Genomic DNA, 19,509 nt, shown 5'->3' on the forward strand with positions numbered 1-19,509 from the left:
TGCCGTTCCCGCGCAGGGGCAGGGAGCGGCGGTTGCCTACAGGAGCTCGTTGACCTCCTGGATCACGTCGTCGCCGCCGCTGGAGCGCCACGTGTCGATGGCCGCCTGCAGTCCGGCCTCGTCGATCTGGCCGGCGATGTACTGGATGCGGGCGTCGGCGATGATCGTGTCGAGCTGGGCGCCACTGGTGGTGTAGGTGGGCGACACGACTCCGGCGGCCGGGTTGTAGACCGCGTTGGGCAGGTCTTCGGCCTGGAGGTCGAGCCGGAGCTGGTAGAGCGCGGCGTCGAACTCGGTCTCCTGCTTCTTCGGGTGGGCGTTGTACCCGGCGACGTTCATGCCCAGCTGCGCCCAGGCGCCGGTGACCTGGTCGGTGAAGTCCTGCTTGGCCGGGTCGAAGACGACGCCGCCGTCCTCGACGGTGTAGTTGTCGCCTTCGATGCCGTGGTTCATGAGGTTCTGCGCCTCGGTGGAGTTCAGTTCGTTGAGGGCCGTGAGGACCTGCGCGAGCTGCTCCTCGGTCTGCACGCCCGATCGCGGGATCGCGAGGAAGCCGGAGTACCCGGCGGTGGGCATCGCGTAGGTGCCGTTGGGGCCTTCGAGCTGGCCGGCGAGGGCGACGTACTGGTCGAAGCCCTCGGGGTCCTGCTCCTTGAACAGCTTGGCCAGTTCGGCGGCGCGGGACTGGACGTCGATGATGATGCCGCCCTCGCCGTTGAGGAACGGCTCGTTCCAGGTGGCGGGGTCCATGGTGGCGTAGTCGGGGTTGACGTAGCCGTTCTGGACGAGGTCGCGCTCGTACTGGAGGGCCTGGCTCCATTCGGGAGTGGTGAACGCCGGGACGAGTTCGCCGCCCTCGTCGCTCCACAGGTTGCCGGAGCCGTGCCAGACCTCGATGGCGTCGTAGGGGCTGCCGTTGCCGATGCCGCCCCACGCGGGGTTGATCATGCCGTAGGTGTCGTCCTGGCCGTTGCCGTCGGGGTCGTCCTCGGTGAACGCGCGGGCGATCTCGTACAGGTCGGCGGTGGTCTCGGGCAGTGGGAGGCCGAGGTTGTCCAGCCAGTCCTGGCGGATGATCACGCTGTGGCGGATGACGTCGCGGGCGCGGTAGACGCCGTAGACCTTCCCGTTGACGCTGGAGGCCTCTTGGACCTCGGGGTTCTCGGTGACGAGGCTGGGGTAGTCGCCGGAGGCGAGGTGCTCGCTGAGGTCCCAGAACCCGCCGGCTTCGGCGGTCTGGACGAAGGCCTGGTCCTTGCCCTGGATGACCATGACGTCGGGGATGTCGTCGCCGGCGAGGACGGTGTTGGTCTTGGCGCCGTAGTCGCTGTTGGGCACCCATTGGACGCTGAGGTCGAGTCCGGCGAGTTCGCTGAGCGCCTTGTCGATCGGGTCGTCCTCCGCGGGCGGGACGGGGGAGAAGAAGGGCGCCATGATGTCGAGGGATTCGAGCGGTTCGTCGCCGGCGCCGCCGCCGTCGGAGCAGGAGGCGAGGGCGAGGCCGCCGATCGCGATCAATGCGATCGGTATGCGCTTGCTTGTGGTCGGGCCGTTTCTCATCGGGGGTCGGGTCCTTTCAGACGGTTCAGCGAAAGGGGATCGCTTCGGTCGGTGGTGCGGTCAGATCGCGGCCGGGAGGTTCCGGTCGTTCGCGGCGTAGAAGGAGAGGCAGAGCGCGGTGCACAGGTGCACCCAGGCGCCGATGGCGATCACGGGCAGCAGCCCGGGTATGAACGCGGTGATCGCGGCGGTGAGCACGGTGGTGGCGATGAGGAGCAGGGGCGCGCCGGGGAACCGCACCAGGAACGTCCAGGCCAGGCGCACGCACTGGACGCGGCGCAGCTCGTAGTGGGCGTCCATCGTCAGCACGAGCACGAGGTGCGCGAGGCAGACGGCGGCCGCGGCCCACAGTCCGAACTGGAGCGCGGGAGACTCGCCGGTGTAGGTGAGGAGCCCGACCGCGAGGCCGGTGAGCGCGACGGCGGAGGGCGCGGCGAGGAGGTTGGCGTGGAGGAAGTCGCGGCGCCACCGGGACGCGAAGGCGCGCACGAGCCGCTGCGAGTCGCCGCGCAGGCGGGTCCGGCTGCACGAGGTCGCCGCTGCGAGCGCGGGGGCCCAGCCGAGGACGAGCCCCCCGGCGAGCGCGAAGGCGATCACCAGGAGATTGAGCAGGCCCACGTAGGCCGCCGCGTCGGCCCAGCCGTACCAGCGCTCCAACCGTGTGCCGCGGTCGGCGGTCCGGTCGGTCGCCGACGGCCCGCCGGGGGTGGCCCACGTCGTCATGCGCGCTCCTGCCGTCTACATCGATGTATGCGAACAGTTCGATTCCAACGGTCGGCAGCCGGTGCCGTCGCCGAGGGGCACCGAGTTCGCTGTCGATTGAAAGGATTCAACTGTGGTTGCCACCATAGTTAACGATCAATCTCCCGTCAATACCTGGATGCACTCGCCTTTAATGGCGCGGCGGCAGGGGTGGCGGACCGTGGTTCAGTCGTCGCAAGTTGAAACGGTTCAATAACATTGCGGTGCTCGACCTTAAGAAAATTAATCTCTGACTCTTGAATCTTAAGATTCCCGTAGGTATAACTTGAGGTATGGCAGATGAGGCAATGGACTGGCAGGAACTCACGAACCTGACCCGCGGCCGCCCGTTCACCGTCGAGCGGGTCCGGCTCGACGACGGCGGCGTCGCGATCGAGGGGACGTTCGAGCTCCCGCAGCTCGCGCAGCTCAGCGTCGAAGACCAGGTCTTCGTCACCGCGTTCGTGCGGTGCCACGGCTCCATCAAGGAGATGGAGCGGACCTTCGGCGTCAGCTACCCCACGATCAAATCCCGGCTCAACCGCATCACCCAGGCCCTCGACTTCGTCGAGACCGACCCGGCGCCCTCTCGCGCCGACGTCATCGACCGGCTCCGGCGCGGCGAGATCACCGCCGAACAAGCCCTGTCCGAATTGGAGGGACCGAGGTGATGCCCCAGCTCGTCACCGTCCGAGTCCGACGCCCCGGCCACCGCACCGTCAGGCTCTGGATCCCCGTGCTCCTCGTGGCGATCGTGCTCTCGCCGATCCTGCTCCTGGCGCTCATCGGCGGCGTCATCGCCTGCCTGATCTTCGACCTGCGCCTACCGCGGACCTTCGCCGGCGTCTGGCGCGTCATCGCCGCACTCCCCGGCGCCCGCTTCGACATCGAGCGGGGCCGCAACGCCGTGCTCGTCATCATCCGTTGAAAGAGAGAACCGCAATGAACGAACAGCGCAAAGCCATCCTGGACATGCTCGCCGAAGGCAAGATCACCGCCGACGAGGCCGAGCGGCTGCTCACCGCCGTCGAACCCGGCGAACCGGCCCCGAACACCACCGCCCGTCCCAAAGGCAAGGCGAAATACCTGCGCCTCCTTGTGGAATACGTCGAGAACGGCGAACCCGGACGGGTCAACATCCGCGTCCCGATCGCACTCCTGCGCGCCGGCGTTCGCCTCACCGCCCTCGTCCCGCCCCAGGCCCTCGAGAAGGCCAACGCCGAGATGGCCAAGAACGGCGTCCCCTTCGACCTGACCCAGCTCAGGCCCGACGAGCTCGAAGAGCTCGTGAACCACCTCGACGAGGTGACCGTGGACATCGACAGCTCCGATGCCCAGGTCCGCATCTTCAGCGAGTAGTGCCCATGTGGCGCTTTCGCGTGGCGGCGAACCTGATGCGGGCCCGGTGGCGCTGCGCCGCCTGGAGATACCGGGCCCGCTGGGGCCGGCGGGCCTGAATCCGCCGCATCAGTCCGCCGGCCCCTTCGCCCGCGGCAGCGTCAGCACCATCGTCAGCCCGCCGCCCGGCGTCGCCTCCGGCACGAGCGAACCGCCCATCGCCTCGGCCAGCCCGCGCGAGAGCGCCAATCCGAGCCCGACGCCCGTCGTGTTGTCCCGGTCGCCCAGACGCTGGAACGGCGTGAACATCAGCTCCCGGTCCTCGTCCGGCACACCCGGCCCCTGGTCGACGATCCGCAGATGCACCTGGTCGCCGTAGACGCTCGCACCGACCATCGGCGGCCGACCCGGCGGACTGAACCGCAACGCATTCGCGACGACGTTCACCAGGATGCGCTGCAGCAGACCAGGGTCGGTCGAGACCTCCGGCAGCTCCCCGGGAATGTCGAGCCGCACCCCCGAAGCCGCCTCGCCCAGCTCGTCCAACGCGGTCGGCAGCGCCTCCTCCAATGCGATCGGCACGACGGTCGCACCCAGCACCCCCGCCTGCAGGCGCGACATGTCGAGCAGGTTGTCGACCAGGCTCGTCAACCGCGCGAGCGAAGCCTCCGCCGCCTCCAGCAACTCCGCCCGCTCCTCGGCGGAGAACAACGCCTCGGAGGACTTCAGACTGCTCACGGCCACCCGCACCGACGCGAGCGGCGTCCGCAGATCGTGCGAGACCGCCGCCAGCAGCGCCGTACGCAACTTGTCGGTGTCCGTCAACCGCTGCACCGCCTCGGCCTGGCGCTCCAGCCGCTGGCGCTCGAGCGCGGCGGCCGCGTGCATCGCGAACGCCTGCGCGATACGACGATCGGACGCCGCGAGCGTATGCCCGCGCAACGCCAACGCGAGATCGTCGTTGATCGGCAGGTCGTTCTCCGCCGCGCCCGGGCTCGCGCAGCCCTCGCCCGCGCACGCCGCCACCCGCCACAGCCTCGGATCCTGCCGCTCGGCCGGCCCCGCACCGGGCTCGATCCGCTCCATCAGCGTCGCCGATTCGAGCGAGAACGTCTCCCGCAACTGCTCCAGCAGGTCCTCCACCCGGTTCCCGCCGCGCAATACGTTGCCCGCCAACGTGGCCAGGGTCTGCGCCTCGGCGCTGGCACGGGAGGCGAGCCGGGCGCGCGCCGCCGAAACGTTCACCACCGCCGCCCCGCCCAGAGCGAGCGCCACGAAGAGGAACAGGGCGATGAGCTGCTCCCGGTCGTCCACCCCGAACGCGAAGTACGGCTCGGTGAAGCAGAAGTTCAGCAGCGCGAACCCGAGCAGGGTCGCCAGCAGCGCGGGCCACATGCCGCCGGTGAGCGTGAGGCCCATGACGGCGGTGAGGACGAGGAGGATCATCGTGGTCAGCGGCAGGTCGTCGCGGAACGGGGTGAGCAACGCGACTATCGCAGGAATCCCCAAGAACGCCAAAGCGATCCCCAAACGCCTGCGGCCGCCGATGGCCCCCCGCACGACGTTCCCCCGATTGACGGCCGCGACCCGCTCGTGGGTGACGAGGTGGACGTCGATCGATCCCGAACGCGCCGTGGTCGTCACGCCCACGCCGCGCGAGAGCATCTGCGCGAACCGGCCCCGCCGCGAGGCCCCGAGCACGAGCTGCGTCGCGTTCACCCCGCGCGCGAACTCGAGCAGCGCGGAGGGAATCGACTCGCCGATGACCTGGTGGTAGCTGCCGCCGAGGTCTTCGACCAGGAGACGCTGACGCGCGAGGTTCCGGGCGGCACGGGCGCTGGTGAGCCCGTCGCCGGACGCCACGTACACGGCTTTGAGGTCGGCGCCGCCGGAGCGCGCCGCGATGCGGGCGGCGCGGCGGATGAGCGTGTCGCCCTCGTCGCCGCCGGACAGCGCCACGACCACGCGCTCCTTGGATTCCCAAGTGGCCGTGATGTGCTGGTCCTCGCGGTACTGCTCCAGCTGGTCCTCGACCTTGTCGGCCAGCCACAGGAGCGCGATCTCCCGCAGCGCCGTCAGGTTCCCGACCCGGAAGTAGTTGGCGAGGGCGGCGTCCACCTTCTCGGCCGGGTAGACGTTCCCGTGGAGCATCCGCCGCCGCAGCGCCTCCGGCGTGATGTCGGCGAGTTCGACCTGGTCGGCACGGCGCACCACCTCATCGGGCACCGTTTCGCGCTGCGGCACTCCGGTGATCGCGGCGACCACGTCGTTGAGCGATTCCAAGTGCTGGATGTTCACCGTCGAGATGACATCGATCCCGGCCTCGAGCAGCGCGTCGATGTCCTCCCAGCGTTTGGTGTGGCGCGAGCCGGGCACGTTGGTGTGCGCGAGCTCGTCGACGAGGGCGACCCGCGGGGCGCGCGCCAGGACGGCGTCGAGGTCGAACTCCTCGAACGTGCCGCCCCGGTACTGGACGGCGCGGCGCGGCACCGTCTCGAGGCCCGTGAGCAGTTCGGCGGTCCGCTTCCTGCCGTGGGTCTCGACGAAGCCGACGACCACGTCGGTGCCCCGCTCGGCGCGGCGGTGCGCCTCTTCGAGCGCGGCGAAGGTCTTGCCGACCCCGGGGGCGGCCCCGAGGTAGATCCGCAGTTGGCCACGTGTCACAGCCATGAGGATCCTCGTTTCCGCTCGCGGCCGCCACCCGGTCCGGCCATCATGTGACGGGGCATTCCTCGTCGAGGGCCAGGTGGAGTTCGAGGACGTTCACGCCGGGTTCGCCGATGAACCCGAGGAACGCGCTCGCCTCGCGTTCAGCGGCGATCACGGGGCCGCAGCCGCTCGTCCACGAGGCTGAGGTGCGGTGGTGGGGATCAGGCACATGAGCAGGGCGATCGGCACGATCCCGGTGACGCCCTCCTGATTCAGGACCGTGGAGTTCGGAGCGGCGGCCATGTGGTCCTTGGCGATGATCGCGACGGGCTGCATCGTGACCACGGCCATCAGGAAGATGACCGCCATGGCCGCGAGCAGGATGTTCAGCGCGGGCACCGACCGGTCGCCGCCTCGGACCGGCGTCGACTTCGTTCGCGAGATCGCCAGGGGAGCAATGCCAGCGGGAGCGGCCATCGCACGGATGGCCGCTCCCGGTCCACTCAGATCTGACGGAACTCGGTAATGGTGACGTCGTTGAACACCGCCGGACCGCCGTCCGTGAACAGGGCCAGGCGGTCGTCCCCGGGCTGGGCGTACACGAGGCTCGAGTGCACGTAGCGGCCGTCGTCCATGAACGCCTCCACCGAGAGGTTGTCGACCAGGATCCGCAGCGTCGCCTCCTTCCGGGAGGCGTCGAACGGAGTGCGGCTCTCCATCCACCGGCCGGTGGCGTCGGGGTTCCCGGTGTACGCCCGGTTGAGGTACGCATAGCCGCCGGCGAGGTAGACGCCCGCGTCGGCGTGGCGCGAGCCGTCCGCCGACAACCGCAGCTGCATCCCGAGGTTGTCGAGCTGGTTCCAGGTGACTCTGGTCCGGACCTCGTAGGCGCGGCCGCGATAGTCGAGCGGCGTGATGCCGTCGACCGCGACATCGCCGAGGCTCACCGTCCGCTCGGCGTGGTCGGCGAGCGTGCGGACCGGCGTCGAGAGCAGCACCGGTTCCGTTGGGCTGTACCAGTGCAGCGCGATCTCCCGCACGATCGAGTCGGTGCCGTTGAACGCGTCGGCCTCCCACGAAGGGGTCTCGCCGAAGTAATCCCAGTGGTTCATCCACCCGATGGCGTAACGGGTCCTCGGGTCGATCCGGCCGCCGGTGCGCCGCTCCCAGGTGACCGCTCCGTACCAGTCCCAGCCGTGGTCCAGCCACTTCGGGTCCGCGTGATCCGGGACGAACGTGGTGCCGTTCCATTCGCCCGTCCAGTACGCGTAGGTCGCGGGGCCGCCGGAGCCCTTGGCATTGGCGCTGGCGCCCAGCACCCAGCGGCCGGGACCGGTGGAGGATTCGAGCCAGAACAGGTCGGGGCATTCGAGGACGCCGATGCCCTGCTTGATGAAGCCTTCGGTGTACGACCAGCTCTTGAGGTCCGTGGAGCAATAGAAGCCGATCTTGTCGTTCTCGGCGAGGGCCATCACCCACTGTGAGCGCTGTGCGTCCCAGATGACCTTCGGGTCGCGGAAGTCGACGACGCCGGGGTTCGGCAGCACGGCCGGCTCATGGCGGCCGAAGGTCCGGCCGCCGTCGATGGAGTAGAAGAGGAACTGCGCCTGGCGGTGCGGGGCCGTCGCGAAGCGGTCCTCCTGGGTGGCGAGGGCGATGATCGCTCCCGCGCCGAATCCGGCGGTGTTCGCCTCGTCGACCACGAGGCATCCGGACCAGATCGATCCGTTCGGGTTCGTCTCCTTCGGAATGGCGGTGCCGAGGTCGGCGAAGGCGACGTTGTCGTCTGTTGCGGCGATCCGCCAAGAGGTGCCGGTGCCGAGTTCGGGGTAGTCCTTGTTGTAGAGGTAGTAGTAGTACGTCTTGCCGTCCACGTGGATCGGTCGCTGCGGATCGTTCTTCCAGTGGTCGGGAACGGAGAAGTGGTAGACGGGCCGATAGGTTTCGTCTTGGGCTGCGGCCGGGCTTCCCACCAGGGTCACCGTTCCGCCTACGGCGGCGGCGCGCAGGAGGTTCCTTCTTGATGTTCGCGGCATCATCGCTCCAAACTCGTGCATCGGAATCGATCTCAATATCGAAGATCATAAATGGTTAAACACAGTTAAATCCATCTATATGAGAGGTTAATTCCGGTTAATTCGAAAGGGCCGACCCGAACACGGATCGGCCCTCGAACGGCTCGCTGTCACAGTTCCGATCGGAACGGCGGGTTCGCGCCCGCCCTCGAGCAGGTGATCGCCGCCACTGTGGAAGCGAACGCGACGGCCTCGCGGGCCTCCCCGGCGGTGAGCCGGTCCAGGCCGCCCGGTCGCAGGCGGTCGTTCCGGCCCAGCCAGTCCAGCAGCGCCCCGCTGAAGGAATCGCCCGCGCCGACCGTGTCGACCATGTCGACCGGCGCGGCGGGCACCGCGAACGCCTCGCCCCCGGCCCACACCAGCGAGCCCTCGCCGCCGCGCGTGACCACGACCAGCTTGCGGCCCTTCGTGATCCAGGACTCCGCGAGTTCGGCCGGATCGACTCCGGGCCAGATCCACTCCAGGTCCTCATCCGAGACCTTGACGATCGCGGCGAACTCGAGCCAGCGCTCCAGGCGCTCCCGGTAGCCCTCGCGGTCGCCGAGCAGGGCCGGGCGCACGTTCGGGTCGAGGCTGATCGTCGTGCCCGCACTGAGGTCCGTGAGCCACCGCTCGACCACCGCGCCGCCGGGATCGACGGCGAGCGCGAGTGATCCGGCGTGGACCGCATCCAGGCCTGGACGGTGCGGCAGTTCGCCTTCGGTCCATTGCCAGTCGGCGGTGCCCTCTACATGGAACGCATAGCTCGCCGAGCCGACTGGGTCGACCGAGACGATCGCGAGGCTCGTCGGCTCCTTCGCGTCCACGACCCACCGGAGATCCACATCAGACGCTTCCAGGTGCGTCCGCAGCAGCCTCCCGAACGCGTCCCCGGAGACCCGCCCGAGGAAGGCGACCTCGGAGCCCAAGCGCCCCAGCGTGACCGCCACGTTCATCGGGCTGCCGCCCGGATGCGCGACCGGATGTCCGGCGTCCTCATGCCCGACCTTCAAGTCGATCAGGGCCTCGCCTACAACACCGATCACTTGCGGACCAGCTTCTCTCCGTCCCAGCGGACGGGGATCGGGTCGGTGAGCTCGCCGACGAACTCGCCGTCCTCGAGGTTGCGGAAGCCGATGATGACCGTCTGTCCGTCCACCTCATGCAGCCGGGCGGCGTAGAGGCTCTCGTGCTCGAACGGGCGGGCCTTGGCGATGTCGAAGACGGCGCCGTCCAGTCCTCCGAGCGGATCGTCGACGGGCACGACGTAGTTGTCGCCCTTCTCGCCCAGCGCCCGGCGCGCATCGGCCGCTTCGCCCTGGCCGCAGCAGAAGAGGAGCAGCCACTGGCCGTCCACGCGGTGCAGCTGCGTGACCTCGATCTGGCCGAAGCCGAGCGCGTCCGGACGGCTCAGCGGCGGCAGCACCTCCCAGGTCTCCAGGTCCGCCGAGCGCGCGTGCCCGACGACGCCGCGTTCGCGGGTCGCCTCGGGCCCTTCGACTCTCGCGGTGAACAGCATGTGCCAGGCGTCCTCGGTCCGGAACACCCAGGGGTCGCGGCAGGCCTCGTCGAACCAGTCCGACTCGGGGGAGAACCGCTCGTAGAAGCGCGGGTCGGCCTCGACCTGCGGGCCCGGTTCGCGGTGCCAGACAAGGAGGTCGTCGGAGACGGCCGAGCCGATCCGCTGCACGTTCCCGCCCTCGGCCCGGGAGACGCCGGTGTAGAACATGCGCCACCGTCCCGAGTCCTCGCGCACGATCGAGCCGGTCCAGGTGGCCTGGTCGTCCCAGGCGGGGGCGTCGGCGAAGACCAGTGCGTCCGGCAGCAGCGTCCAGTCCTTCAGGTCCGCGGAGACGGCGTGCCCGATGGAGGCGCGGTGGTGGCGGCGGCCCTCTTCCTGCAGCGCACGGGAGGCGCGCAGGAAGAACACGTGGTGCCGCCCGTCGTCGTCGGTCGCGTACCAGGAATCCCAGACCCAGTGGTCGGCGAGCTTGAGCATGAGTGTCCTTACTAGTGGGTGGGGAGTTCAGTCCTTCATGCCCGCTGAGGCGATGGACTGGATGAACGCGCGCTGGAAGACGAGGAACACGATCACCATCGGCACGGTGATCATGGTGATGTAGGCCATCACTTCGCCCCAGGCGGTGTCGAGCTGGAAGAAGTATTGGACGCCGACCATGACGGGGCGCAGTTCTTCGCTCTGCACGGTCATGAGGGGCCACAGGTACGCGTTCCAGGTGGCGGGGGAGGTGACCACGGTGAGGATCGCGACCGTCGCGAACACGGGTTTGGAGAGGGGCACGATGATGCGCCAGTAGGTGCGCAGCCATCCGGCTCCGTCGATCGCGGCGGCCTCTTCGAGTCCCTTGGGGAGGCTCTTGAAGTACTGGGCGAACAGGAAGATCGAGAAGGCGTTCACGATGAACGGGATGATCTGGACGCGATAGCTGTTGAGCCAGCCGAACTCCAGCACCGGGGTGAGGCCGTCGAAGCCGATCCACGGCAGGTTCGCCACGAGGTACACCATCGGCACGATCGTGGTGTCGAACGGAAGGATGAGCGTGGTGATGATGAGGCCGAAGACCAGGCCGCGGCCCTTCCAGCGCATCCGGGCGAGCGCGTAGCCGCACATGGAGTTCACGATCAGGCCGAAGGCGGTGACCATGAAGGTGACGAACAGGGTGTTCCCGAGGAAGCGCCAGAACGGGACCCGGTCGAACACGGCCGCGTAGTTCGCGAGCGAGAGGTCCCCGACGGGCAGGAACGCCCTGAGCGAGTTCATGTCCGCGAAGATCTGGTGGTCGGTCTTGAGGCTCGCGGCGACCATGAACACGATGGGGAAGAGGAAGAAGGCCGCGAGCACGGTCATCGGGACGTAGGCCCACCCTCGGCGGGCGGCGGTGGCGGCGTTCATGAGTCCTTGTCCCTCGTCAGGCGGCGCTGGACGAGCGCCAGGGTCAGCACGATGCAGAAGAAGATCAGCGAGAGCGCGGCGCCGTAGCCCATCTGCTGCTGCTGGAATCCCTTCTGGACGATCTGTAGCACGATGGTGCTGGTCGAGCCCACGGGTCCGCCGCCGGTCATGATGTTGACCTGCACGAACAGGCTCATCGCGGCGATCGTGATGGTGATGAGCACGAACACGAAGGTGGGCTTGAGGAGCGGCAGCGTCAGGTGCCAGAACCTTTGCCACGGGGTGGTGCCGTCGAGCGCTCCGGCCTCGTAGACCTCTTCGGGGATGGTCTGGAGGCCGGCGAGCCAGATGATCATGTGGAATCCGACGCCCTGCCACACGCTCATGACCACGATGGCGCCCAAGGCGGTCGACGGGTTCGCGAGCCAGGCCTGCCCGGCCCACGCGCCGCCGGTGAGCATCGACAGCGCCGAGTTGACGAGACCGTCCTCCTGGTAGAGGAAGCGCCACAGGAGGCTGACGACCACCATGGAGGTGATGACCGGCAGGAAGAACACGGTGCGGAAGAAGTTGCGCCCGGCGAGCTTCTGGTTGACCAGGAGCGCCAGGACCAGACCGAGCCCGCCCTGCAGCGGGACGACGATGCACGCGAACAGCAGCGTGTTGAACAGCGAGCGATGGAACGTGGCGTCCTCGCTGAAGGCCCGGCGGAAGTTCTCCAGGCCGATGAACTCGGGCGGGGTCGGCGAGATGAGCCTGGCATTGGTGAACGCCAGGACCAGAGAGACGACGGCCGGGCCGATGACGAAGACGAGGAGCAGCACGATCCCGGGCACCGCGAAGGCGGTGCCGGCTCGCTGTTCGGCGCGGGAATGGCTGCGGCGCTTGCGCTTCTGCGGCGGGGCCGCCGCCGTGGCGGCGGCCCCTTCGATGGTGGGCGAGTCCGGGTACCGGCTCGCGAGCTTGGCGGCCATGGTCAGAACCCGTAACCGGAGTTCGCGTCGATGTCGGCGTCGATCTCGGCTACGGCCGCGTTCAGGGCGGTCTCGACGTCGCCGCCGTGGATGATGTCGCCGGCGTACTGGCTGAACACGGAGGCGATCACGGTGTACGCGGGGGTCTCGGGTCGGAGGGTCGCGTAGGCCTTGGAGTAGTCGACCATCATGCGCAGCTTGCCGTCGGCACCGTAGTGCTCGGTGAGTTCGGCCGCCGCGTCGGTGGCGGGGATGAGACCGGTCTGGTTGGCGAACTCGGCCACGTACTCGTCGGAGAGCGCGGTCTCCAGCCAGGCGGTGGCTCCGGCCTGGTCCGCGGTGGCGGTGACGGCCCACTGCCAGGAGCCGCCGCCGATCTTGGGGCCGTTGCCGAAGTCCGGCGGCGGGAGGAACAGCATGTCGTCGTAGAGGTCGATGGCGGGCAGGGCGCCCCAGTTGCCGTGGAAGGCCATGGCGGCGTTGCCCTGCATGAAGTCCTCGGCGCCGCCGAGGGAGTCCGGGTTCGAGAGCCCTTCGGTGAACAGTCCTTGGAACCACTCGCCCCAGGCGAGTGCCTCCGGTCCGTTCAGCACCCCGTCGGCCTTCAGGTAGGTCGAGCGGTCGATGAGGTCGCCGCCGAAGCTCTGCAGGAAGGGCGAGTACGCGTACGGGTACCACTCGCCGGTGTCGGCGGTGGAGAAGTCGATCGCGTACTTGTAACCGGCCTTGCCCTTCACGGCCGCGAGCGCGTCGTCGAACTCCTCACGGGTCCAAGGGGACTCGATGGTGGGAATGCGGACGCCGGCGGTCTCGAGCACGGATTGGCGGGCGAAGATCGAGCAGGCGGCCTCCCAGTGGCCGACGGAGTAGAGCTCGCCCTGGAAGATCCCGAGGGTCGAGGGCAGGAACTTGCCGGTGATCTCCTCGGACACGGTGAGGGGCTGGAGGTGCCCGGCCCAGGCCCAGTTCGGGACGTTCGGTCCGTCCACGGTGAGCAGGTCGGGGAGGTCGCCGGAGAGTGCGGCCGCGTTCACGCTGTCGTTGTAGACGTCCTGCGGGAACGGCTCCAGTGCGGCCTTGAGCGCGTCCTGCGACCCGTTGAAGGCCTTGATGATGTCCTCGGTGACCGCGACTTCGAGGGGGCTTCCGGCGTTGTGGCTCCAGAGGAGCAGCTCGCCGTCGGAGGAACCGGAGCCGGAGGCGGTGCACGCGGCCAGCGCGGGTCCGGCGAGGGCGGCGCCGCCTGAGGCGGCGGCGAGTTTGATGAGGTGGCGTCGTTGCATGGTGCTCACTCCAATGTGATTCGGGCGGAAGGGTTAGTGCGGCTTGGCGACGGAGTGCCGCCGTGCCACCGGGCAGGGCATGAGGTGCTGGACGGGCGCGGCCTCGGGGTCGTCGAGGCGGCGCAGCAGCTCCACGACAGCCCAGCGCCCCATTTCGTAGTGGGGGAGGGCGGCCGAGGTGAGCCCGGGATGCAGTGCCGGTGCGATGAGCTCTTGGTCGTCGTAGGAGACGACCGACAGGTCATCCGGGATGGACAGGCCGAGTTCGGCGGCGGCGCGGTAGACGCCCATGGCCATCCGGTCGTTGAAGCAGAAGAGGGCGGTGGGCCGGTCGGGCCGTGCGAGGAGTTCGAGCGCGCCTTCGTAGCCGAGCTGCGTGGTGCCGCGTTCGACCTCCACGAGCAGCGGCTCGGGGTCGATGCCGCAGTCGCGCAACCGTTCACGCCAGGTCTCGAGGCGCACCGCGCGGGCCTGGACCTGCTCGCGGGTGGTGATGTGGCCGATCCGGACGTGTCCGGCGCCCGTCAGCTCGGCGAGGACGCCGAGGGTCCCGCCGCGTTCGTCGGGCACCACCGAGGAGGCGGAGCCGTCCGGAGTCCGGGCGTCGAGCAGCACGCAAGGGGTGGAGCCGATGGAGTCGGGCACCTCCACCACCTGGTGGTACATGGTCGCGAGGAGGATGCCGTCGATCTGGCGCTCCTGGAGGGCCCCGATCGCCTCCTCGGTCTCGGCCGGGTCGCCCGAGGTGTCGACCATGAGCAGCAGGAACCCGGCCTCGCGGGCCGCGTCGTGCGCGCCGCGGATCATCTGGCCCGCGAAGGGCGTGGTCGCCACGTCGTCGCCGACGAATCCGATCATCTGGGTCCGCCTGGTCCGCAGCCCCCGCGCGACCGTGTTCGGCCGGTATCCCAGCTCGGCGGCGGCGGCGCGCACCCGCTCACGGGTCTCGGGTCCGATGCGCCGGCCTCCGGTGTCGTTCAGCGCCATCGAAGCCGTGGCAGTGGAGACGCCGGCCGCCTTCGCGACATCGGCCAATCGGGGCTGCTTGGTCACCGTTGACTTCCTTTCATCGGTTAATCGATTAACCACTTTGCCGAGAGGCAACCGCGAGCAATTGTTAATCGATTAACGGAGAATCTACGACCGCTCGGAAACAACCCGGCCACGTCCACATCACGGTTCGGCAACGACGTGACCGGCGCAACGGACAGCGGACGACGGCGCCTGGCAGGCCTGGCCCGCCGACCCGTGGTCCTGAGCGCCACTGCTCCGGGCCGGGGCGTGTTAGGAATGGACATGCCTCTGCACAAGTCGTACGACGCCGTGATCGTGGGCGGCGGGCACAACGGTCTCGTCTCGGCCGCCTACCTCGCCGGAGCGGGGAAGCGCGTCCTCGTGCTCGAACGCCTGGGGCACACCGGAGGCGCGGCGATCTCGGCACCCGCGTTCCCCGGTGTGGACGCCCGGCTGTCGCGGTACTCGTACCTGGTGAGCCTGCTGCCCCGCCAGATCGTGGACGATCTCGGCCTGCGGTTCGAAGTGCGCAAGCGGAGCGTCTCCTCGTACACGCCGACCCGACGCGGCGGCCGCCCGACGGGCCTGCTCGTCACGCGAGACGCAGACCGCACCAGGGCGTCCTTCGCGCGGCTCACCGGCTCCGACCGCGAATTCGAGGCCTGGCGGGACTTCTACGCGAAGGCCGCGCACGTGGCCGAGCGGGTGTTTCCGACCCTCACCGAACCCCTGCCCACAGAGGACGAACTGCGGGAGCGCGTCGGCGACGACCGGATCTGGGGCATGTTCTTCCAGCAGCCCCTCGGCGCGACCATCGAGCAGACCTTCGCCGACGACCTCGTGCGCGGCATAGTGCTCACCGACGGCCTCATCGGCACCTTCACCTCCGCCTGGGCCGAAGACCTCCGTCAGAACCGGTGCTTCCTCTACCACGTGATCGGCGGCGGCACCGGCGACTGGGACGTGCCCGTCGGCGGCATGGGCGCCTTCCCCGACGCGCTCGCCGACGCGGCGAAGGCGGCGGGCGCGGAGATCCTCACCGGCCACGAGGTCGCGAACGTGTCGACCGACGACACGCGGGCCGAAGTGACCTACGTGAACGAGCAGGGGAGCGGCATCGTCGAAGCCCGGCACGTGCTGGTGAACGCCTCGCCCGAGGCGCTGGCGGATCTGCTCGGCCGGAAGCGCCCCGAACCCGCCGAGGGGGCGCAGCTCAAGGTCAACATGCTCCTCAAGCGACTGCCGAGGCTGCGCGACACCGGCGTCGACCCGCGCGAGGCCTTCGCCGGGACCTTCCACGTCGCCGAGTCCTTCGATCAGCTCGAGTCCGCGTACGCGGAGGCGGCCTCCGGGCGGTTCCCGTCGCAGCCGCCGTCCGAGATCTACTGCCATTCGCTCTCCGACTCCTCGATCCTCGGGGACGAGCTGGTGCGGCAGGGGTACCAGACCCTGACGCTCTTCGGACTCCACACCCCCGCAAGGCTCTTCGACGGCAGTGGGGACGAGAAGGCCCGACTGCTCGAAGCCACCGTCGCGCAACTCGACCGGTACTTGGACGAGCCGCTGGCCGACTGCCTCGCCACGGACGGCGACGGCGCGCCGTGCATCGAGGCCAAGACCCCCATCGATCTCGAACGCGACCTCCGGCTGCCGGGCGGCAACATCTTCCACCGCGACCTGTCGTGGCCGTTCCGCACCGGCGAGGCGGCGGGCCGGTGGGGCGTGGAGACCGAGCACGCCAACGTCTTCCTGTGCGGTGCCGGGGCGGTGAGGGGCGGCGGCGTGAGCGGGATTCCGGGGCGCAACGCGGCCATGGCGGTCCTCGAAGCCCGACCGGGCGTCGGACCGCGGTCATAGGACACAGCGGGACCCGGCGCGGGAGCTGCAAAGCGCCTGACCGGCGCGGTCGGTACAGGGCCGCGATCGGCGCGCGGGCTTCGCCTTCGGGTCGAAGCGGCCCGTTCAGACCTCGACCGGGGGCTCTTCTTCTCCTTCGCCGGGCAGGAACGGCAGCGAGTCCTCAACGCCCAGCAGGTGGTTGGCCATGCGGATGCGCGCGGTGTCGGGCTCGTGGAAGTACAGGGCGCGCCAAATGGCGTAGTGCTCGCCGTGGGTGCGGCGGTCGATGCCCTCTTCGCGGAGGCTGCGCCACAGCCGCGCCCGCACGGTCCTGCTCGCGAATGCCTCGATCATGCCGGTGAGCACGGAGTTGCCGGTGTGCGCGGCGATGATGCGGTGGAAGGCGATGTCGATCTCGATGATCCGCTGGTGGTCTTCCGGCGTCTTGTCGAGGATGCGTCCCGCCTCGTCCAGCAGCTCCCGTGCCTCTTCGAGCGCCTCGTCGGTGATCCTGGTGGCGGCGAGCCGGGCCGCCTCGCTCTCGAGCAGCCGCCGGATGGCGTGCACTTCTCGTGCCTGGCCGTCCCCTTGGAGGTCGACGACGAAGCCCATCGGCGCGAGCAGTTGCGAGACGTCGAGGTCGGTCACGTAGGTGCCGTCGCCCTGGCGCGAGTTGAGGATGCCGAGGATCGACAGGGCCCGGACGCCTTCGCGGAGGGAGCCGCGGGAGACACTGAGCGTCTCGGCGAGCTCCTTCTCCACCGGCAGTCGTTCGCCGGGCTGCAGCTCGCCGTTGAGGATCATGTGTTTGATGCCGTTGACGACATCGTCCGTGCGGGACATGGTTGCAAGTATCACCGAGTCACGCGTGAACCGCAAGAATCATCGGATCTTTCATGTCACAGTTGCTTTGATCTGGCGGCATGACAAAGGGGGCCTTCCGTTCCGGGCGCAGTGTGCAGTCTGCGTCGCCCGGGCCGGAAGGCCCCCGATCGCGAGGAGTACGACAGCGAATCGACCCCCCGACCCTCACATCGTCCTCGCGACCCACCCCAGGGTCGAACGCCCCGGGACGTCTATCCGGCCTCGCCGAGGCCGCGGGCATCAGCCCTTGATGGCCCCCGTGATGACGGCCTTGGTGAAGTGCTTCTGGATGAACGGATACATGATCACGATCGGGATCACGGTGCAGACCACGACCGCCATCTTGAGCGCCGCGGTGGGCGCGGCCTCGCCTTGGGGCTGATACTGCGCGGCCCCCGCCGCGCTCTCGGGCAGGCCTTGGGTGGACATGAGCATCCGCTGCAGCACGACCTGGATCGGCTGCGTCTCCAGGCCGGGCGTATAGAGGACGGCCGAGAAGTAGATGTTCCAGTAGCCCACGGCGTAGAACAGGGCGACGACGGCGAGGATCGCCTTCGACATGGGCAGCACGATGGTGAGGAGGATACGGAACTCTCCGGCGCCGTCGATGCGGGCCGCGTCCAGCAGTTCCCCGGGGATCGTGTTCATGAAGAACGCCCGGAGCACGATGAGGTTGAAGCCGCTCAACGCCACCGGCAGGATCAGCGACAGGTAGTCGTTGAACAGGCCGAGCTTCTGCACCACCAGGAAGCTGGGGTACATGCCGGGGCCGAACAGGAACGTGAAGAGCACGAGCATGAGGATCGGCCGGTGCAGGAGCGAGCTCGTCCGCGACAGCGCGTAGGCCCCGCAGACGGTGAGCACCATGCTGAAGGCGGTACCGCCCACCGTGAGGATGATCGTGAGGAGCAGCGAGTCGGTGAGCGCGCCGCCGCTGAAGATCTCGTGGTAGGCGGCGAGGCTCAGGTCGGTCGGGAGGAGCAGGAGGTTCCCGCCGGCCCTGTTGAGAGCCTCCTCACTGGCGAAGCTGGTGGCCACGATCGCCCACAGCGGGACCACGATCGCCGCGGCGTAGGCGATCAGGAACAGCGATTTGAGGCTCTTGCCGACCAGGGACGGCTCCTCGTCCCACATGGGACGGTTGCTGCCGCGGCGCTTGGGTTTGATGTCTACGGCGGTCATGACTTCTGGTAGATCCCTTGCTCTCCGAGGCGGTGCGCGACCTTGTTGGCGGCGAGGATCAGGATCAGTCCGATCACGCCCTTGAACAGGCCGGCCGCGGTGCCGAAGGACGCGCCCTCGGTGCCGATGACGCTGCGGTAGTACACGTAGGTGTCGAGCACTTCGGTGGCCTGGTATCCGACGGCTTGACGCTGCAGCTGGTACTGCTCGAAGCCGACGGAGAGGATGCCGCCGATCTGCAGGATGAGCAGCAGGATGATGACCGGCCGGATGCCCGGCAGGGTGACGTGCCACATGCGCCGCCAGCGGTTCGCGCCGTCGACCGCGGAGGCCTCGTAGAGGCTCGGGTTGATCGAGGCGAGGGCGGCCAGGAAGATGATCATGCCCCAGCCGGCGTCCTTCCACGCCCACTGCATCCACGCGAGCAGCAGGAACGTGTCCGGGTTGGAGGTGAAGGTCATGCGGTCGCCGCCGAGGCTCATGAGCCAGTTGGAGACGAGGCCGTCGGCGCCCAGGACCTGGACGAAGACGGTGACGACCAGGACCCAGGAGAAGAAGTACGGCAGGTACACGATGGACTGGAAGGTGCTGCGGACCTTGGTGGAGACCACCGAGTGCATGACCAGCGCGAGGATGATCGACAGCGGGAACAGCAGTAGCAGTTGCGCGGCGGCGAATTTGAGCGTGTTCAGCAGGGCCGGAACGAAGTACGGGTCGGCGAACAGCCGCTGGAACCACGCGAAGCCCACGAACGGGTTCTCCCAGAACGGCCGGTGGGGGCTGTAGTCCATGAACGCGATGATGTTCCAGGCCGAGGGCCAGTAGAAGAAGATCGCGAGCTGGGCGACGACCGGGAGCGCCAGCACCAGGAGGGGCCAGTCGTGCCGGAGGCGCTGGGCGGCGGTCCGCTTGCGTTTGACGACTCGCGCGTCCGGGTGTCGGCCCGTCATCGGCGGGGCCTCGCTTTGCATTGTTGCCATGGGAATTCCAGTCTCAGGTCCGAGGTGAGTGGGCGTGAGCGGCCGGGGGGGGGGGGGGGGGGGGGGGGGGCGGCGCCCCCCCCCCCCCGGGGGGTAGGGGGTTGTGGGGTGGGGTGA

General features: G+C 68.8%; 19 protein-coding genes. 4 read left to right on the top strand and 15 right to left on the bottom strand.

What is annotated here, in order from left to right:
- Positions 1 to 36 precede the first annotated feature (36 nt).
- Both JHY01_RS18995 and JHY01_RS19000 read right to left on the bottom strand, forming a co-directional pair.
- Complete coding sequence (locus JHY01_RS18995; RefSeq protein WP_205327251.1) at positions 37 to 1,560, bottom strand: extracellular solute-binding protein; 1,524 nt, start codon at positions 1,558 to 1,560, stop codon at positions 37 to 39.
- Positions 1,561 to 1,620: 60 nt separating this feature from the next.
- Positions 1,621 to 2,283: a YesL family protein gene (locus tag JHY01_RS19000; protein ID WP_205327252.1), complete on the bottom strand. Its 663-nt coding sequence runs from the start codon at positions 2,281 to 2,283 to the stop codon at positions 1,621 to 1,623.
- A 326-nt stretch (positions 2,284 to 2,609) separates the two neighbouring features.
- Here JHY01_RS19000 and JHY01_RS19005 point away from each other — a divergent pair, with 326 nt between their 5' ends.
- Genes JHY01_RS19005 through JHY01_RS19015 form a run of 3 tightly spaced genes read left to right on the top strand, consistent with a single transcriptional unit; the run spans position 2,610 to position 3,660 of the window.
- Complete coding sequence (locus JHY01_RS19005; RefSeq protein ID WP_374199550.1) at positions 2,610 to 2,972, top strand: DUF2089 domain-containing protein; 363 nt, start codon at positions 2,610 to 2,612, stop codon at positions 2,970 to 2,972.
- Complete coding sequence (locus tag JHY01_RS19010; protein WP_205327254.1) at positions 2,972 to 3,229, top strand: hypothetical protein; 258 nt, start codon at positions 2,972 to 2,974, stop codon at positions 3,227 to 3,229. The genes JHY01_RS19005 and JHY01_RS19010 overlap by 1 nt, the downstream gene beginning before the upstream one ends.
- Positions 3,230 to 3,243: 14 nt before the next feature.
- The gene (locus tag JHY01_RS19015) at positions 3,244 to 3,660 is read left to right on the top strand and encodes a hypothetical protein (RefSeq protein ID WP_205327255.1); all 417 of its coding nucleotides are present in this window, start codon (positions 3,244 to 3,246) and stop codon (positions 3,658 to 3,660) included.
- A gap of 108 nt (positions 3,661 to 3,768) precedes the next feature.
- Here the strand turns inward: JHY01_RS19015 and JHY01_RS19020 are convergent, their stop codons facing one another.
- The 10 genes from JHY01_RS19020 to JHY01_RS19060 all read right to left on the bottom strand — a co-directional run bounded on the left by JHY01_RS19020 (position 3,769) and on the right by JHY01_RS19060 (position 14,566).
- A complete protein-coding gene (locus JHY01_RS19020; protein WP_240192976.1) occupies positions 3,769 to 6,309 on the bottom strand; it encodes an ATP-binding protein in 2,541 nt (846 codons plus the stop codon).
- A 43-nt stretch (positions 6,310 to 6,352) separates the two neighbouring features.
- Positions 6,353 to 6,463 (bottom strand): potassium-transporting ATPase subunit C, encoded by a 111-nt coding sequence (locus JHY01_RS26855; RefSeq protein ID WP_240192977.1) that lies wholly within the window; start codon positions 6,461 to 6,463, stop codon positions 6,353 to 6,355.
- Positions 6,460 to 6,765 (bottom strand): hypothetical protein, encoded by a 306-nt coding sequence (locus JHY01_RS19025; protein WP_205327256.1) that lies wholly within the window; start codon positions 6,763 to 6,765, stop codon positions 6,460 to 6,462. Before JHY01_RS19025 ends, JHY01_RS26855 begins: the two co-directional genes overlap by 4 nt.
- A 26-nt stretch (positions 6,766 to 6,791) precedes the next feature.
- The gene (locus JHY01_RS19030; protein ID WP_205327257.1) at positions 6,792 to 8,324 is read right to left on the bottom strand and encodes a GH32 C-terminal domain-containing protein; all 1,533 of its coding nucleotides are present in this window, start codon (positions 8,322 to 8,324) and stop codon (positions 6,792 to 6,794) included.
- A gap of 149 nt (positions 8,325 to 8,473) precedes the next feature.
- Positions 8,474 to 9,388, bottom strand: a complete 915-nt coding sequence (locus tag JHY01_RS19035) for a carbohydrate kinase (RefSeq protein WP_205327258.1) — start codon at positions 9,386 to 9,388, stop codon at positions 8,474 to 8,476.
- Complete coding sequence (locus JHY01_RS19040; RefSeq protein ID WP_205327259.1) at positions 9,385 to 10,341, bottom strand: hypothetical protein; 957 nt, start codon at positions 10,339 to 10,341, stop codon at positions 9,385 to 9,387. The genes JHY01_RS19035 and JHY01_RS19040 overlap by 4 nt, the downstream gene beginning before the upstream one ends.
- A gap of 27 nt (positions 10,342 to 10,368) precedes the next feature.
- Positions 10,369 to 11,256: a carbohydrate ABC transporter permease gene (locus JHY01_RS19045; RefSeq protein ID WP_205327260.1), complete on the bottom strand. Its 888-nt coding sequence runs from the start codon at positions 11,254 to 11,256 to the stop codon at positions 10,369 to 10,371.
- Positions 11,253 to 12,230: a carbohydrate ABC transporter permease gene (locus tag JHY01_RS19050; RefSeq protein ID WP_205327261.1), complete on the bottom strand. Its 978-nt coding sequence runs from the start codon at positions 12,228 to 12,230 to the stop codon at positions 11,253 to 11,255. The genes JHY01_RS19045 and JHY01_RS19050 overlap by 4 nt, the downstream gene beginning before the upstream one ends.
- A gap of 2 nt (positions 12,231 to 12,232) precedes the next feature.
- Complete coding sequence (locus tag JHY01_RS19055) at positions 12,233 to 13,513, bottom strand: extracellular solute-binding protein (protein WP_205327262.1); 1,281 nt, start codon at positions 13,511 to 13,513, stop codon at positions 12,233 to 12,235.
- Between the two features lie 33 nt (positions 13,514 to 13,546).
- Positions 13,547 to 14,566 carry a LacI family DNA-binding transcriptional regulator gene (locus JHY01_RS19060; protein WP_205327263.1) on the bottom strand — a complete coding sequence of 340 codons (1,020 nt, stop codon included), beginning with the start codon at positions 14,564 to 14,566 and terminating at the stop codon, positions 13,547 to 13,549.
- A gap of 243 nt (positions 14,567 to 14,809) precedes the next feature.
- Here JHY01_RS19060 and JHY01_RS19065 point away from each other — a divergent pair, with 243 nt between their 5' ends.
- Positions 14,810 to 16,384: an NAD(P)/FAD-dependent oxidoreductase gene (locus JHY01_RS19065; protein WP_205327264.1), complete on the top strand. Its 1,575-nt coding sequence runs from the start codon at positions 14,810 to 14,812 to the stop codon at positions 16,382 to 16,384.
- A gap of 105 nt (positions 16,385 to 16,489) precedes the next feature.
- Here JHY01_RS19065 and JHY01_RS19070 read toward each other — a convergent pair whose 3' ends face one another.
- From JHY01_RS19070 to JHY01_RS19080, 3 genes are all read right to left on the bottom strand, one after another.
- Positions 16,490 to 17,209 carry a FadR/GntR family transcriptional regulator gene (locus JHY01_RS19070; RefSeq protein ID WP_205327265.1) on the bottom strand — a complete coding sequence of 240 codons (720 nt, stop codon included), beginning with the start codon at positions 17,207 to 17,209 and terminating at the stop codon, positions 16,490 to 16,492.
- 261 nt (positions 17,210 to 17,470) lie between these two features.
- Complete coding sequence (locus JHY01_RS19075) at positions 17,471 to 18,412, bottom strand: carbohydrate ABC transporter permease (protein ID WP_205327266.1); 942 nt, start codon at positions 18,410 to 18,412, stop codon at positions 17,471 to 17,473.
- Positions 18,409 to 19,392 carry a sugar ABC transporter permease gene (locus JHY01_RS19080; RefSeq protein ID WP_205327267.1) on the bottom strand — a complete coding sequence of 328 codons (984 nt, stop codon included), beginning with the start codon at positions 19,390 to 19,392 and terminating at the stop codon, positions 18,409 to 18,411. Before JHY01_RS19080 ends, JHY01_RS19075 begins: the two co-directional genes overlap by 4 nt.
- Positions 19,393 to 19,509: the final 117 nt, after the last annotated feature.

Origin of the sequence: Glycomyces sp. YM15, assembly GCF_016918015.1 — a bacterium.
Taxonomy (GTDB): Bacteria; Actinomycetota; Actinomycetes; order Mycobacteriales; family Micromonosporaceae; genus Glycomyces.

What these genes read in the sequence shown, in the direction of transcription:
- JHY01_RS19055 (WP_205327262.1), bottom strand. Translation starts at nt 13,513, where the DNA reads ATGCAACGACGCCACCTCATCAAACTCGCCGCCGCCTCAGGCGGCGCC.
- JHY01_RS19070 (WP_205327265.1), bottom strand. Translation starts at nt 17,209, where the DNA reads ATGTCCCGCACGGACGATGTCGTCAACGGCATCAAACACATGATCCTC.
- JHY01_RS19080 (WP_205327267.1), bottom strand. Translation starts at nt 19,392, where the DNA reads ATGGCAACAATGCAAAGCGAGGCCCCGCCGATGACGGGCCGACACCCG.
- JHY01_RS19020 (WP_240192976.1), bottom strand. Translation starts at nt 6,309, where the DNA reads ATGGCTGTGACACGTGGCCAACTGCGGATCTACCTCGGGGCCGCCCCC.
- JHY01_RS19040 (WP_205327259.1), bottom strand. Translation starts at nt 10,341, where the DNA reads ATGCTCAAGCTCGCCGACCACTGGGTCTGGGATTCCTGGTACGCGACC.
- JHY01_RS19030 (WP_205327257.1), bottom strand. Translation starts at nt 8,324, where the DNA reads ATGCCGCGAACATCAAGAAGGAACCTCCTGCGCGCCGCCGCCGTAGGC.
- JHY01_RS19025 (WP_205327256.1), bottom strand. Translation starts at nt 6,765, where the DNA reads ATGGCCGCTCCCGCTGGCATTGCTCCCCTGGCGATCTCGCGAACGAAG.
- JHY01_RS19005 (WP_374199550.1), top strand. Translation starts at nt 2,610, where the DNA reads ATGGACTGGCAGGAACTCACGAACCTGACCCGCGGCCGCCCGTTCACC.
- JHY01_RS19065 (WP_205327264.1), top strand. Translation starts at nt 14,810, where the DNA reads ATGCCTCTGCACAAGTCGTACGACGCCGTGATCGTGGGCGGCGGGCAC.
- JHY01_RS19045 (WP_205327260.1), bottom strand. Translation starts at nt 11,256, where the DNA reads ATGAACGCCGCCACCGCCGCCCGCCGAGGGTGGGCCTACGTCCCGATG.
- JHY01_RS19015 (WP_205327255.1), top strand. Translation starts at nt 3,244, where the DNA reads ATGAACGAACAGCGCAAAGCCATCCTGGACATGCTCGCCGAAGGCAAG.
- JHY01_RS19050 (WP_205327261.1), bottom strand. Translation starts at nt 12,230, where the DNA reads ATGGCCGCCAAGCTCGCGAGCCGGTACCCGGACTCGCCCACCATCGAA.
- JHY01_RS19000 (WP_205327252.1), bottom strand. Translation starts at nt 2,283, where the DNA reads ATGACGACGTGGGCCACCCCCGGCGGGCCGTCGGCGACCGACCGGACC.
- JHY01_RS18995 (WP_205327251.1), bottom strand. Translation starts at nt 1,560, where the DNA reads ATGAGAAACGGCCCGACCACAAGCAAGCGCATACCGATCGCATTGATC.
- JHY01_RS19010 (WP_205327254.1), top strand. Translation starts at nt 2,972, where the DNA reads ATGCCCCAGCTCGTCACCGTCCGAGTCCGACGCCCCGGCCACCGCACC.
- JHY01_RS19075 (WP_205327266.1), bottom strand. Translation starts at nt 18,412, where the DNA reads ATGACCGCCGTAGACATCAAACCCAAGCGCCGCGGCAGCAACCGTCCC.